The sequence below is a fragment of the Mycobacterium colombiense CECT 3035 genome, from assembly GCF_002105755.1.
GTDB classification, from domain to species: domain Bacteria; phylum Actinomycetota; class Actinomycetes; order Mycobacteriales; family Mycobacteriaceae; genus Mycobacterium; species Mycobacterium colombiense.
Genome location: NZ_CP020821.1, coordinates 4,944,712 through 4,957,070, shown reverse-complemented (window position 1 = coordinate 4,957,070; position 12,359 = coordinate 4,944,712). Strand labels below are relative to the sequence as shown.

Below are 12,359 nucleotides of genomic sequence, written 5' to 3'. Positions count from 1 at the left end.
GTATGACGACCGCTAGTCCGATTGCCGGTACCAGGTGAGCATGTACAGAGCCATCGCCGCGACGAGTGCGATCAGCACCCAGAGCACCAGGACCTGGTCGATCCACGCGCCTGGCGGTGGCGCGCCCGGAAGGAAGTTGCGGATGGGGATGACGGCGAACAGCAGGGCGGCGAACCACGTCACGAAGGGCGGCACGAATTTCCTTCGCCCCAGGGCGACTTGAATCACCACGGCAAAAGCCAGGGCGGGCAGCGCGAAGAGCACCAGGCAGATGCCGAGGTCGAAGATCAGCGGTCCCTTGGCCCGGTGCAGGGTGATGATGACGTTGTCGGCGCGGTCCGAGTCCTGGCTGGCTTCGCCGACCCGCTGGACGCCGACGTCCCAGCCGTCCAGCCCGCCGGTCACCTCCACCCGCGCGGGTATGTAGCGACGAGCATCGCCCTGGCCGACGAGCACGTCGGCGGAGAGGGTGTCGGTGCTGTAGGAGTCGAACGGCCAGTTGTTCGGGTTGCCGCGCGCCTCGATGGTCGTCGCGACTTGTGCCGGCGACTTACCGGCCGGGTACTGCAAGTCCCCCAGGTCGTTCGGCGGGTCCATCCGCACCGCGGTGTCGGTCTTGAGCACGTCGAGGCGCTTGTCGAACATCGACTCCTCCGGGATCACCAGCACCTTGACCGTGAGGCGGTTGGCGACCGTGTCCAGCTTCTCGAGGCGCACCAGCACGACGGTGTCGCTGGTCGCGTTGAGGTCCGGCGGCTTGAGCGGACCCGCGGTCTGGGCCAACAGATGCACGCCGAACAGCGACAGGACGTACACGGCGACGAAGCCCGCGACGGCGGCAATGGCGATGACCCTGCGCCGTTTGCGCCGGCCGGACGCGGCCGCCGGCGCGGGCGCCGCGGGTGGTTGCTCCGGCGGCGCGGGAGGCGGTGGTGAGGGTGGCGCTTGATGGGTCATCGGTGAACACCTCCATGGGGGATTCGGAGCACTCGAAGCCGGATGCTAGCGAACTCCCGCCCGCGGGGGGCCGAGTTTAAAAATTCGTCATGCGGAGGTAATTTTCGCCGGCAGATCGGACGGTGCCGGCCGATCCAGCGAAACCACTGCGCCGGCTCGGCCGAGATCGCCCGCCCGGCCGCGCAAACCTGACGCGGACCGCCGGTCGGCGCTGCAGTTCATCCGGATTTTGTTTGCCTGTTAATCCGTCGCGGTAATTGTCGACGGGTGAAGCGCAATCGTTCGGTCGTCGGCGCCCTGGCGGCCGGCGCCATGCTGGTCTCCGCCTGCAGCAACTCCCCCGCGAGCCTGCCGTACACCGCCGGGGCCAAGGTCGACTGTGGCGGCAAGCAGACCCTGACGGCCAGCGGCTCGACCGCGCAAGCCAACGCGATGACCAAATTCATCGAGGCCTATCGTCAGGCCTGCTCGTCGCAGACCCTCAACTACACCGCCAACGGGTCCGGCAACGGCATCAACGACTTCCTCGCCGGCAAAACCGATTTCGCGGGATCGGACACGCCGCTGTCGGGAGACCAATACGCCGCCGGCAAGCGGCGGTGCGGCGGCGCGGACGCGTGGAACCTGCCGGTGGTGTTCGGCCCGTTGGCCATCACCTACAACCTCGCCGCCGTCGACTCCCTGGTGCTCGATGCGCCCACGCTGGCCAAGATCTTCAACGGCGCCATCACGCGCTGGGACGACCCCGCCCTGGCGTCCCTCAACGCCTCGATGCCGGCCGAGGATATCCACGTCATCTACCGCAGCGACGGCTCGGGCACCACCGACAATTTCCAGGCCTACCTGCAGTCCGCGTCCGGCGGGGCCTGGGGCAAGGGGGCGGGCAAGACCTTCAACGGCGGTGTCGGCACCGGCGCCGTCGGCAACACCGGCATCGCGGCCGCCGTGAAGAGCACCGAGGGGGCGATCGGCTACAACGAACTCTCGTTCGCGCTGCAGCAGGGCCTGTTCGCCGCCGAGATCAAGACGCCGGCCAGCCGCAGGTCATTGCGCCCGGTCCGGATCGGCACCGACACGGTCGGCAAGACCATCAAGGGCGCCAAGATCACCGGCGCGGGAAACGATCTGGTGCTCGACCTGTCGTCGTTCTACAACCCGGCCCAACCCGACGTCTACCCGATCGTGTTGGCCACCTACGAGATCGTCTGCTCGAAGTACCCGACCTACGATGTGGCCAAGGCGGTCAAGGCTTTTCTGCAGGCGGCCATCGGTCCCGGCCAGATCGAACTGGCCAGGAACGGCTACATCCCGTTGTCGGCCGACTTCCAGGCGCGGGTCTCCAGCGCGGTGGACGCGATCAGCTCGGTGGACGCACCGAAGCCCGAGTGAGCGAATTCAGGTCTTGGTAGGCGTTTTTCGATCGCGTTGCCGCCACCACCCGACCAGGAACAGCGTCAGCGCGCCGACCAGCCCGATCAACACCCAGAGCACGATGGCCTGATCGACCCACGAACCGTACGGTGGGCTGCCCGGCAGGATGTTACGCAGCGGGACGATGGCGAAAAGCATGGCGCCGTACCAGGTGGTGAGCGGCGGCAGGAACGACGTCCTGCCCAGGGCCACCGGAATGGCGACCCAGAGCGCCAGGACGGGCAGCGAGATCAACACCAGGCAGATGCCGACGTCGAAGATCAGCTGCCCCTTGGCCCGGTGCAGGGTAATCACCAAGTCGTCCTTGACATCTGGGTTGTTGTCTTCGGCGTCGTGGACGCGGGTGACGGTGGCGTCCCACCCGTCCAGCCCGCCGGTGGCTTCGACGCGGGCCGCGGTCTTCTCCTTGTTGGCGCCGGAGCCGGTGAACACATCGGCGGAGATGACCCCGGTGCGGTACGAATCGAACGGCCAGTTCGCGGGGTCACCGTGCGCCTCGATCGTGGTGGTCACCTGCGCGGGCGCCTTGCCGATCGGGTACTGCAGGTCACCCAGGTCGTTGTCGGGGTACAGCCGCACCGCCGCGTCGGCCGTCAGCACGCCGAAGTTCTTGTCGTACAGGGTGTCCTTGGGGTACACCAGCACATTGACCGTCAACCGGTTCGCGACGGGGTCCAGCTTCTCCAGCCGCACCTGCACCACGCTGTCCTCGGCCTCGACCTTGCTCAGGTCCACCGCGGGCAGCGGGGGCGCCGATTTGGCCAGCAGGTGCACGGCGATCAGCGACAACACGTAGATGACGATGAGGGAGGCGACGGCCCCGATCGCGATCGCGATCTGCCGCCCTCGCGCGCCGGTCGGTGGCGGCGGCGCCGGAGTCCCGGGTGTCATTGGGGTACTCATCAGTCCCGCGAAAAGGCAAGCGCGATTTCGGTTTCCACATCCACGTAGGGCCGGCCGGACACGTCGACGGTGACCTGGGCGATGGTGCCGCCGGTGAACGTGAACGGCGCCTTGTAGCGGCTGGACACCCCCGATCCGCCGTTGCGCCCGACCGTGATGCCCGCACCGGCCAGCCCGAAGGTGCCGGGATGGGTGGTCACCCCGGCCAGCGTGCCGACGACCTTGTCGTCGATGAACAACGTGACGTCGCCCAGCGGCGTGTGACTGTTCTCGACCGTGCCGGTGCGCGAATAGCTGGCCCCGAACAGGTGCCGCCCCAACGGCACCGGGTCCGACGACGAGACCAGCTGCTGGCGTTCACCCAGGAAGTTGTACACGTAGTGCAGCCGTCCGTCCTGGATGAACAGGACGTGTCCGCCGTGGGCGCCGCCCTGCTTGAACAGGACGCCCTCGGCGCCGGTGGTGTCCACGGTCACGTCGGCCACCACGACGAACGAGCGGCCGCGCAGCTCGGCCGCGGCACCCATGCCGACGTCCGCGCAGTCGGGATAGTACGTGTAGTTCGACCGCTCGCCGACCAGGTAGGGCCGGAAGCGGCTCAGCGTCTCCATCATGTTCAGGTCCGCCAGCGGCAGCCCGTTGTACTTGGCGGCCTCCGAAAACCACAGCGCCTTCAGCTCTTCCAGCTTGTCGGGCTGCTCGGCGGCCAGGTCGTGGCACTGGCTGCGGTCGGCCTCGATGTGGAAAAGCTCCCAGCGGTCGGCCTCGAAGTGCGACCAGCCGGCCGGTGTGGCGGCGTGGACGGTGTTGGCGAACCAGCCGTCATGCCAGATGCCGCGGGTGCCCAGCATGGTGTAGAACTGGGTCTTCTTGCCGGTGTCGGCGCCCGGATCGTCAAGGGCCGCCTTAAAACTCACGCCGTCGAGCGGCTTCTGCGCGATGCCCTTGACGGTCTCCGGCGGCGTGATGGCCAGCAGGTCGAGGACGGTCGGGGTGATGTCGCAGACGTTGACATAGGTGTCGCGGACCTCGCCGTGCGCGGCAATGCCGTTGGGCCACGAGACGATTGCCGTATCGGCGATGCCGCCCTCATGCGAGGCGTAGCGCTTGTACAGCTTGTAGGGCGTGTTGAAGGCCATCGCCCAGCCGATCGGGTAATGGTTATAGGTCTCCGGCCCGCCCAGGTGGTCGAAGAGCTTCATGCTCTCCTCCACCGTGTCGATGTAGCCGTTGAAGAACTTCCCCTCGTTCACCGACCCGTTGGGCCCGCCCTCACCGCTGGCGCCGTTGTCGGAGATCACCACGATGATGGTGTTGTCGAGCTGGCCGGACTCCTCGAGATAGTCCAGGATGCGGCCGATCTGGGCGTCGGTGTAGCTGAGGAACCCGGCGAACACCTCGGCCATCCGGGAGAACAGCTTGCGCTCCTCGTCGCCCAGCGAGTCCCACGGCCGCACCGTGTCCTGCAGCGGCCACGGCTCGCCGTTGGGTCCCTTGACGTCCGAATACGGGTTGACCGGGGACAGTTCGGTGTCCGGCGGCACGATGCCCATCGACTTCTGCTTTTCCAGGACGATCTCGCGGTAGCGCTCGTAGCCCATGTCGAACCGGCCGGCGTAGCGGTCCGCCCACTCCTTGAAGACATGGTGCGGCGCGTGCCCGGCCCCGGGGCACACGTAGCTGAACCACGGCTTGTCCGGCGCGATCACCTTGGCGTCGCGGATGAATTCGATGGTGCGGTCGGCGATGTCCTTGGACAGGTGGTAGCCGTCTTCCGGTGTCCCCGGGGGGCTGACGGGGTGGTTGTCGTAGACGAGGTCGGGGTACCACTGATCGGTCTCGCCGCCCATGAACCCGTAGAACCGCTCGAAGCCGCGCGAGGTGGGCCAGTGTCGTTTCGTCGACGCCAGATTGGACTCTTCGAGCGGCGTCAGGTGCCACTTGCCGATGCAATACGTGTTGTAACCGCGCTCGGCGAGCACCTCGGAGATCAGCGCCGTGTCAGCGGGGATCCGTCCGTTGCAGTTGGGGAAACCGTCGGTGAATTCCTCGACGGTCGCCATGCCGACGGTGGTCGCGTTGCGTCCGGTCAGCAGCGACGCCCGGGTCGGCGAGCACAGCGCGGTGGTGTGGAATTGCGACAACCGCACACCGCGCTCGGCGATTCGCGTCATGGCGGGCATCTCGACCAGGCCGCCAAAGCAGTCCCACGTGGCGATGCCGGTGTCGTCCCACACCAGATACAGGATGTTCGGCGAGTTCTCCGGCGCCGTCGGCGCGGCGTAGGGCCCCCAATCCGGTTCGGAATCCCGGATGTCGAGCTCGATCTTCCCGTTGAAGTCGTCAGACATGCGCCGAGCGTAACGCCACTGCGAAAATTCCGGCGTTCTTTCGCAGTGAGGTTACGCCCGGCGAACGCGAATACGCCGGCGGGTTACTTCGCCTTTTCCAGAATTTCCACGAGCCGCCAACGCTTGGTCGCCGACGTCGGGCGGGTCTCCATCAGCGAGACGCGGTCGCCGATCCCGGCGGTGCTGTTCTCGTCGTGCGCCTTGACCTTCGTGGTGGTCCGGATGATCTTGCCGTACAGCGGGTGACGCACGCGGTCTTCGAGCTCGACCACGATCGTCTTCTGCATCTTGTCACTCACCACGTAACCGATGCGCACCTTGCGGCGGCCGCGCACCTTCGGGTTGGCGGGAGTGTGCTTGGGGCCTTTGGCGTTCCCGTCCTTCGACGCGGCCTCGGTTGCGGCGGCCTTCTTGGGGGCAGCCTTCTTCGCTTCTGCCATCACGATTCCTTACCGTCGGGCCCGGAAGCCAAGCCCAGTTCTCGTTCGCGCAGCACGGTGTAGACGCGCGCGATCTCCTGACGCACCGTGCGGAGCCGGCGGTTGTTGGTGAGCTGTCCGGTCGCCATCTGGAAACGCAGATTGAAAAGCTCTTCCTTGGATTCGCGCAACCGCTCGGCGAGTTCCTCTTCGGTGAGCTCGCGCAGTTCGCCAGGCGAAATTCCCACGGCCATCAGAACTGATCCTCTCGAGTCACGATGCGTGCCTTGATCGGCAGCTTGTGGATTGCGCGGGTCAGCGCCGCCCGGGCGGTCTGCTCGTTGGGGTAGCTGAGTTCGAACAGCACCCGGCCCGGCTTGACGTTGACGACCCACCACTCCGGCGAACCCTTACCCGAACCCATCCGGGTTTCGGCGGGCTTCTTGGTCAGCGGGCGGTCCGGGAAGACGTTGATCCACACCTTGCCGCCACGCTTGATGTGCCGGTTGATGGCGATACGAGCGGACTCGATCTGGCGGTTGGTGACGTAGGCGTGCTCCAGAGCCTGGATGCCGTAGTCACCGAAGTTCACCGCCGTGCCGCCACTGGCGATGCCGCGCTGGCGGGGGTGGTGCTGCTTACGGTGTTTAACCCTGCGGGGAATCAACATGATTCAGCTCTCCGTGCTTTGTGGTTCTGCAGCGGGTGCGGCCTGGGTCGCGGCTGCTGCGCCCTCTTCGGCGCTCGCGGCCGCGCGGCCAGCCTCGGTGCTGGTGGCCGTGGTGCCCGACGCGCCACTGCGGCGGGGGCGGGTGCCCGACGGACGCTCGCGGCGCGGACGCTCGGCGCCCGCCGGAGCGGCCGCGGCCAATTCGCGCTTCCCACCGACGACGTCGCCCTTGTAGATCCACACCTTCACGCCGATCCGGCCGAAGGTGGTCTTGGCTTCGTACAGGCCGTAGTCGATGTCGGCGCGCAGCGTGTGCAGCGGCACCCGGCCCTCGCGGTAGAACTCCGAGCGGCTCATCTCGGCGCCGCCGAGGCGGCCGGAGCACTGCACCCGGATGCCCTTGACGTTGGGCTGGCGCATCGCCGACTGGATGGCCTTACGCATCGCGCGGCGGAACGCCACGCGGTTGCTCAGCTGCTCGGCGACGCCCTGGGCCACCAATTGTGCCTGCGACTCCGGGTTTCGGACCTCGAGGATGTTGAGCTGCACCTGCTTACCGGTCAGCTTCTCCAGGTCGGCACGGATCCGGTCGGCCTCGGTGCCGCGACGGCCGATGACGATGCCGGGGCGCGCGGTGTGGATGTCCACCCGGACCCGGTCGCGGGTGCGCTCGATCTCCACGTCGGCGATCCCGGCCCGCTCCAGGCCGGTCGAGAGCAGCCGCCGGATCGCGACGTCTTCCTTGACGTAGTCCGCGTACTGCTTGTCGGCGTACCAGCGTGACTTCCAGTCGGTGGTGATGCCCAGCCGGAAGCCGTGCGGATTGATCTTCTGGCCCACTAGTCTGAGCCTCCCTTCGCGTCAGAGGTCTCAGACGTCTTGGCTTCGGCTTTGGCAGCGGCCTTCTTCGCGGGCGCCTTGGTCCCCGAACCGGCCCCGGCCTTCTTGGCGGGCGCCTTGTTGGCCGGCGCTTTCTTGGCGGGCGCCTTCGCGGCGGCCTTGCTGGCCTCGGCGCGGCGGGCCCGGGTCGACTTCGCCGATCCCTGGTCCTTGCCCGGCCGGCTTTCCACCACGACCGTGATGTGGCTGGTGCGCTTGCGGATCCGGAACGCGCGGCCCTGGGCGCGCGGTCGGATGCGCTTGGCGGTGGGGCCCTCGTCGGCGTAGACGGTGGCGACAACCAGGGTCGCCGGGTCCAGACCGTTGTTGTTCTGCGCGTTGGCCGCGGCACTGGCGATCACCTTCGCCACCGGCTCGCTGGCGGCCTGCGGCGCCCAGCGCAGGATGTCCAGCGCGTCGGCCACCGAGCGGCCGCGCACCAGGTCGATCACCCGGCGCGCCTTTCTCGGCGACACCCGCACGAAACGCGCTTTGGCCACCGCCGAGGGGAATTCCGTTGTGGTCATCGCCGTTTGGCCTTCCGGTCGTCCTTGATGTGTCCCTTGAAGGTGCGGGTGGGCGCGAATTCACCAAGCTTGTGGCCGACCATCGCCTCGGTGACGAACACCGGGACGTGCTTGCGTCCGTCGTGGACGGCGAAGGTGTGGCCGATGAAGTCAGGAATGATCGTCGAACGCCGCGACCATGTCTTGATCACCTGTTTGGTGTTCTTCTCGTTCTGCGTGTCCACCTTCTTGAGCAGGTGGCCATCGACGAACGGGCCCTTCTTCAGGCTGCGTGGCATGTGCTACTCCTGACTTCCTAGCGACCGTGCTTCTTGCCGGTGCGCCGGCGTCGGACAATGAGCTTGTTACTGGCCTTGTTCGGGTGGCGGGTGCGGCCTTCGGGCTTGCCCCACGGGCTCACCGGGTGACGACCACCGGAGGTCTTACCCTCACCACCACCGTGCGGGTGGTCCACCGGGTTCATGACGACACCACGGACCGAGGGGCGCTTGCCCTTCCACCGCATCCGGCCGGCCTTACCCCAGTTGATGTTCGCCTGCTCGGCGTTGCCGACCTCGCCGACCGTGGCGCGGCAGCGCACGTCGACGCGGCGGATTTCACCGCTGGGCATACGCAGCGACGCGTAGGTGCCCTCTTTACCGAGCAGCTGGATGCTGGACCCGGCCGAGCGCGCCAGCTTGGCGCCACCGCCCGGACGCAGCTCCACGGCGTGGATCACGGTACCGGCCGGGATGTTGCGCAGCGGCAGGTTGTTGCCCGGCTTGATGTCCGCGTTCGGCCCGCACTCCACCACGTCGCCCTGCGAGAGTCCCTGCGGCGCAATGATGTAGCGCTTTTCGCCGTCCAGGAAGTGCAGCAGCGCGATGTTCGCGGTGCGGTTGGGGTCGTACTCGATGTGCGCGACCTTGGCGTTGACGCCGTCCTTGTCGTTGCGACGGAAGTCGATCACCCGGTAGGCACGCTTGTGGCCACCACCCTTGTGGCGGGTGGTGATGCGGCCGTGCGCGTTTCGCCCACCGTGGCCGTGCAGCGGACGCACCAGCGACTTCTCCGGGGTGGACCGAGTGACCTCGGAGAAATCGGAGACGCTCGAGCCGCGGCGGCCGGGGCTCGTCGGCTTGTACTTACGAATTGCCATGTCTAATCAGGTTTCCTCTCGCGGCGGCTACGCCGGTGCCCCGAACAGATCGATCGGCTTGCTACCCGGCGCCAGCGTGACGATGGCCCGTTTGGTGCTCTTGCGCTTGCCGAATCCGGTCCTGGTGCGCTTGCGCTTACCTTGCCGGTTCGCGGTGTTCACCGATGCGACCTTGACGGAGAAGATCTTCTCGATAGCGATCTTGATCTGCGTCTTGTTCGAATCCGGGTGCACCACAAACGTGTACACGTTGTCGTCGAGCAGCGAATAGGACTTCTCCGAGATGACCGGGCCGAGAATGATGTCGCGGGGGTCAGTGATGGTCGCCATCTACGCCGAAACCTCCACATCCTTGTCGGCGACACCGCCGGTCGCCCCGGCGATGTAGGCGTTAAGCGCCTCGACGCTGAACACCACGTCGTCGGAGCGCAGCACGTCATAGGTGTTGAGCTGGTCGGGGGTCAGGAGGTGCACACCGGGCAGGTTGCGCACGCTCTTGGCGCCGGCCTCGTCGCTGCGGCCGATCACGACCAGCACCTGCTTGCGGTCGGTCAGCGTGCCCAGGAAAGCCTTGGCGCTCTTGGTCGACGGGGTTTGGCCGGCGACGATCTCGGTGATCGCGTGGATGCGGCCGTTGCGCGCCCGGTCGGACAGTGCGCCGCGCAACGCCGCGGCGATCATCTTCTTCGGGGTGCGCTGGCTGTAGTCGCGGGGCTTGGGGCCGTGCACGACGCCGCCGCCGGTGAACTGCGGGGCACGCGTCGAACCCTGTCGGGCCCGGCCGGTTCCCTTCTGCCGGTACGGCTTGCGGCCACCGCCGCTGACGTCGCCACGCGTCTTGGTCGAGTGGGTGCCCTGACGCGCCGCCGCCCGCTGGGCGGTGACGACCTGGTGCATCAGCGCGATATTGGCCGGGGCGTCGAACAATTCGGCCGGCAGCTCGATGGAGCCCTCGACCTTGCCGCCCGGCGTCTTGACGTCAATCTTGAGCGTCTTGGAGCCTTCTGCCATCACTTCTCACCTCGTTTGACCGCGCTGCGGACCACGACGAGTCCACCGGTGCGGCCGGGGACGGCGCCCTTGATCAGCAGCACGCCGTTCTCGGTATCGACCTTGTGCACCAACAGGTTCTGGACGGTCACGCGATCGCTACCCATCCGGCCCGACATCCGGGTGCCCTTGAACACCCGGGCCGGGGTGGCGCAACCGCCGATGGAACCCGGGCGGCGGTGCACCGCCTGGGCACCGTGGCTGGCGCCCTGGCCACGGAAGCCGTGGCGCTTCATGGTGCCGGCGAAGCCCTTGCCCTTGGAGGTGCCCGTGACGTCGACGTAGGCGCCGTCGGCGAAGATCTCCGCCGTCAGCTCCTGGCCGACCTCGTACTCGGCGGCAGCCTCGGGGTTCTCCAGCCGCAGCTCGGCCAAAAAGCGGCGCGGGTTCACGCCCGCGGCGGCGTACTGACCGGTGACCGGCTTGTTGACCTTGCGGGGACTGATCTCGCCGTAGGCCAGCTGCACGGCGCTGTAGCCGTCCTGCTCGGGGGTACGGATCCGGGTCACCACGTTCGGGCCGGCCTTGACGACCGTCACCGGCACGACCCGGTTGTTCTCGTCGAACACCTGCGTCATGCCCAGCTTGGTACCCAGAATGCCTTTTCTTGCCATGAGTCGCCGATCTCCTACTGGATGTTGACGTCGACACTGGCCGGAAGGTCGATGCGCATCAGCGCGTCGACGGTCTTCGGCGTCGGGTCGAGGATGTCGATGAGGCGCTTGTGCGTGCGCATCTCGAAGTGCTCCCGCGAGTCCTTGTACTTGTGCGGTGAGCGGATGACGCAATACACGTTCTTCTCAGTCGGCAGCGGCACCGGACCTACGACACTGGCACCCGTGCGGACGACGGTCTCGACGATCTTGCGCGCCGACGCGTCAATAGCCTCATGGTCGTAGGCCTTAAGCCTGATGCGGATCTTCTGTCCCGCCACGCTTCTCCTACCCTCACTCCTGTTGAGACCCGGTATCCGGGCTCAGTGGTCCTAGGCCCGGTACCCGGGCACAAATGTCCTCAGTGCCACCGGCGCGCCGATCGGGACGGCCAACTCTGGGCCGATCGAGCGTTGCGCCGGATATTGCGCCGCTGTTTACCTGTCGTGGTCCACCGGCCCCCGCGGTCGGGCGTGTCACCCTCACGCAGCCTCATCCGCGATCGAAATTCGTCGCTCTCAAAGGATGGGACCGGACGCGCCCGTTTGGACGCTGGTCGTATGCCCGACCAGGCGCAAACCCGGCTCAAGGCAACCTGAACAGTATGCCTCAGATCCTGGCCCGAACAAAATTCGGCCGCGATCTCGCACCGAATCCCTCGCACCCGACTCGAGCACGCTAGCGCCAATGCGCAAAAGCGCAGGTCAGCGACCCTGCGATTGCGGGAGCCAAAGCGTCAGGCGCCCGCCGATTCGATGTTCGCCGCGGCGGCCCTGCCGCATTGCACATGTAAGAAGCCGTCGACGGCCGCCAGCGCGCACTGGTGGTAGTCGAAATCGGGCAGCGTGGACAGGCGGCCCAGCACCAGCGGGCCGATGAGCAGAGCGATCGCCCGCGACCGGTCCACCTCCCCCAGCTCGGCGGCCTCCGGGCTGTCGAAGATGGCGTCGAAGGGCTCGGCGTACTGCTGGGCGATGCGCTCGCGCAGGGTGGTGATCGCCGCGCTGTCGGCGTCGTGGCTGTGCCGCGGCTCGGGCAGCCCCTCCAGGTCGCGCCCCAGCGCGAGCCAGGACATGGCGGTCATCATGGTGGGCGCCTGGGCGACGGATTCGGCCTGGGCCAGCACCACCGCGACCAGCCGGTCGCGCAGCGAACCCGCGGCGGGCGGGCTGGGCGCCGGCGGGATCAGGCTGTTGAAAGCCGCTGCCAGTAGGTCGTTTCCGCTGGGGAAGTGGCGATACAGGGTCGCCCGGGCCACGTTGGCGGTGCGGGTGACCGCGTCGACCGTCACCGCGCTGGGGCCCCCGGCACGCAACAGCGTGACGGCGGCTTCCAGCAGCCTGGCCCGCGATCTCGCGGGGCGCGGGTCGGACGTCTCGGT

Annotated in this window: 16 protein-coding genes; 1 reads left to right on the top strand and 15 read right to left on the bottom strand. The window is 67.3% G+C overall.

The annotated features are described in order from the left end of the window. Positions 1–12: 12 nt before the first annotated feature. A complete protein-coding gene (locus B9D87_RS23380) occupies positions 13–957 on the bottom strand; it encodes a DUF4436 domain-containing protein (protein WP_007773575.1) in 945 nt (314 codons plus the stop codon). 267 nt (positions 958–1,224) lie between these two features. On the opposite strand from B9D87_RS23380, the gene pstS reads away from it, so the two are divergent. Next, positions 1,225–2,346, top strand: coding sequence for a phosphate ABC transporter substrate-binding protein PstS (gene pstS, locus B9D87_RS23375; protein WP_007773576.1), 1,122 nt, complete (start codon positions 1,225–1,227; stop codon positions 2,344–2,346). 6 nt (positions 2,347–2,352) lie between these two features. On the opposite strand, the gene B9D87_RS23370 is transcribed toward pstS, so the two are convergent. The 14 genes from B9D87_RS23370 to B9D87_RS23300 form a co-directional block, all read right to left on the bottom strand. After that, positions 2,353–3,279, bottom strand: coding sequence for a DUF4436 domain-containing protein (locus B9D87_RS23370; protein WP_007773577.1), 927 nt, complete (start codon positions 3,277–3,279; stop codon positions 2,353–2,355). A gap of 11 nt (positions 3,280–3,290) precedes the next feature. Further along, positions 3,291–5,642 carry an arylsulfatase gene (locus B9D87_RS23365; protein WP_007773578.1) on the bottom strand — a complete coding sequence of 784 codons (2,352 nt, stop codon included), beginning with the start codon at positions 5,640–5,642 and terminating at the stop codon, positions 3,291–3,293. Positions 5,643–5,725: 83 nt separating this feature from the next. Then, complete coding sequence (gene rpsQ, locus B9D87_RS23360; RefSeq protein ID WP_007773579.1) at positions 5,726–6,082, bottom strand: 30S ribosomal protein S17; 357 nt, start codon at positions 6,080–6,082, stop codon at positions 5,726–5,728. Then, on the bottom strand, positions 6,082–6,315 hold the full coding sequence (rpmC, locus tag B9D87_RS23355) for a 50S ribosomal protein L29 (RefSeq protein ID WP_007773580.1): 234 nt from the start codon (positions 6,313–6,315) through the stop codon (positions 6,082–6,084). Before rpmC ends, rpsQ begins: the two co-directional genes overlap by 1 nt. Further along, on the bottom strand, positions 6,315–6,731 hold the full coding sequence (gene rplP, locus B9D87_RS23350) for a 50S ribosomal protein L16 (RefSeq protein ID WP_007773582.1): 417 nt from the start codon (positions 6,729–6,731) through the stop codon (positions 6,315–6,317). Before rplP ends, rpmC begins: the two co-directional genes overlap by 1 nt. A gap of 3 nt (positions 6,732–6,734) precedes the next feature. Continuing rightward, positions 6,735–7,571, bottom strand: coding sequence for a 30S ribosomal protein S3 (gene rpsC / locus B9D87_RS23345; protein WP_007773583.1), 837 nt, complete (start codon positions 7,569–7,571; stop codon positions 6,735–6,737). Continuing rightward, complete coding sequence (gene rplV, locus B9D87_RS23340) at positions 7,571–8,137, bottom strand: 50S ribosomal protein L22 (protein ID WP_007773584.1); 567 nt, start codon at positions 8,135–8,137, stop codon at positions 7,571–7,573. The genes rpsC and rplV overlap by 1 nt, the downstream gene beginning before the upstream one ends. Next, positions 8,134–8,415 (bottom strand): 30S ribosomal protein S19, encoded by a 282-nt coding sequence (rpsS, locus tag B9D87_RS23335; protein ID WP_007773585.1) that lies wholly within the window; start codon positions 8,413–8,415, stop codon positions 8,134–8,136. Before rpsS ends, rplV begins: the two co-directional genes overlap by 4 nt. A 17-nt stretch (positions 8,416–8,432) precedes the next feature. Continuing rightward, positions 8,433–9,275, bottom strand: a complete 843-nt coding sequence (rplB, locus tag B9D87_RS23330) for a 50S ribosomal protein L2 (protein ID WP_007773586.1) — start codon at positions 9,273–9,275, stop codon at positions 8,433–8,435. 27 nt (positions 9,276–9,302) lie between these two features. Beyond that, complete coding sequence (rplW, locus tag B9D87_RS23325) at positions 9,303–9,605, bottom strand: 50S ribosomal protein L23 (protein ID WP_007773589.1); 303 nt, start codon at positions 9,603–9,605, stop codon at positions 9,303–9,305. After that, positions 9,606–10,289 carry a 50S ribosomal protein L4 gene (gene rplD, locus B9D87_RS23320; RefSeq protein WP_085977845.1) on the bottom strand — a complete coding sequence of 228 codons (684 nt, stop codon included), beginning with the start codon at positions 10,287–10,289 and terminating at the stop codon, positions 9,606–9,608. After that, positions 10,286–10,939 carry a 50S ribosomal protein L3 gene (gene rplC / locus B9D87_RS23315; RefSeq protein WP_007773591.1) on the bottom strand — a complete coding sequence of 218 codons (654 nt, stop codon included), beginning with the start codon at positions 10,937–10,939 and terminating at the stop codon, positions 10,286–10,288. The genes rplD and rplC overlap by 4 nt, the downstream gene beginning before the upstream one ends. Before the next feature lie 14 nt (positions 10,940–10,953). Further along, entirely contained in the window at positions 10,954–11,259 is a 306-nt protein-coding gene (gene rpsJ, locus B9D87_RS23310) for a 30S ribosomal protein S10 (protein WP_003873519.1), read from the bottom strand. Positions 11,260–11,714: 455 nt separating this feature from the next. Continuing rightward, positions 11,715–12,269: a TetR/AcrR family transcriptional regulator gene (locus B9D87_RS23300; RefSeq protein WP_007773594.1), complete on the bottom strand. Its 555-nt coding sequence runs from the start codon at positions 12,267–12,269 to the stop codon at positions 11,715–11,717. Positions 12,270–12,359 lie beyond the last annotated feature (90 nt).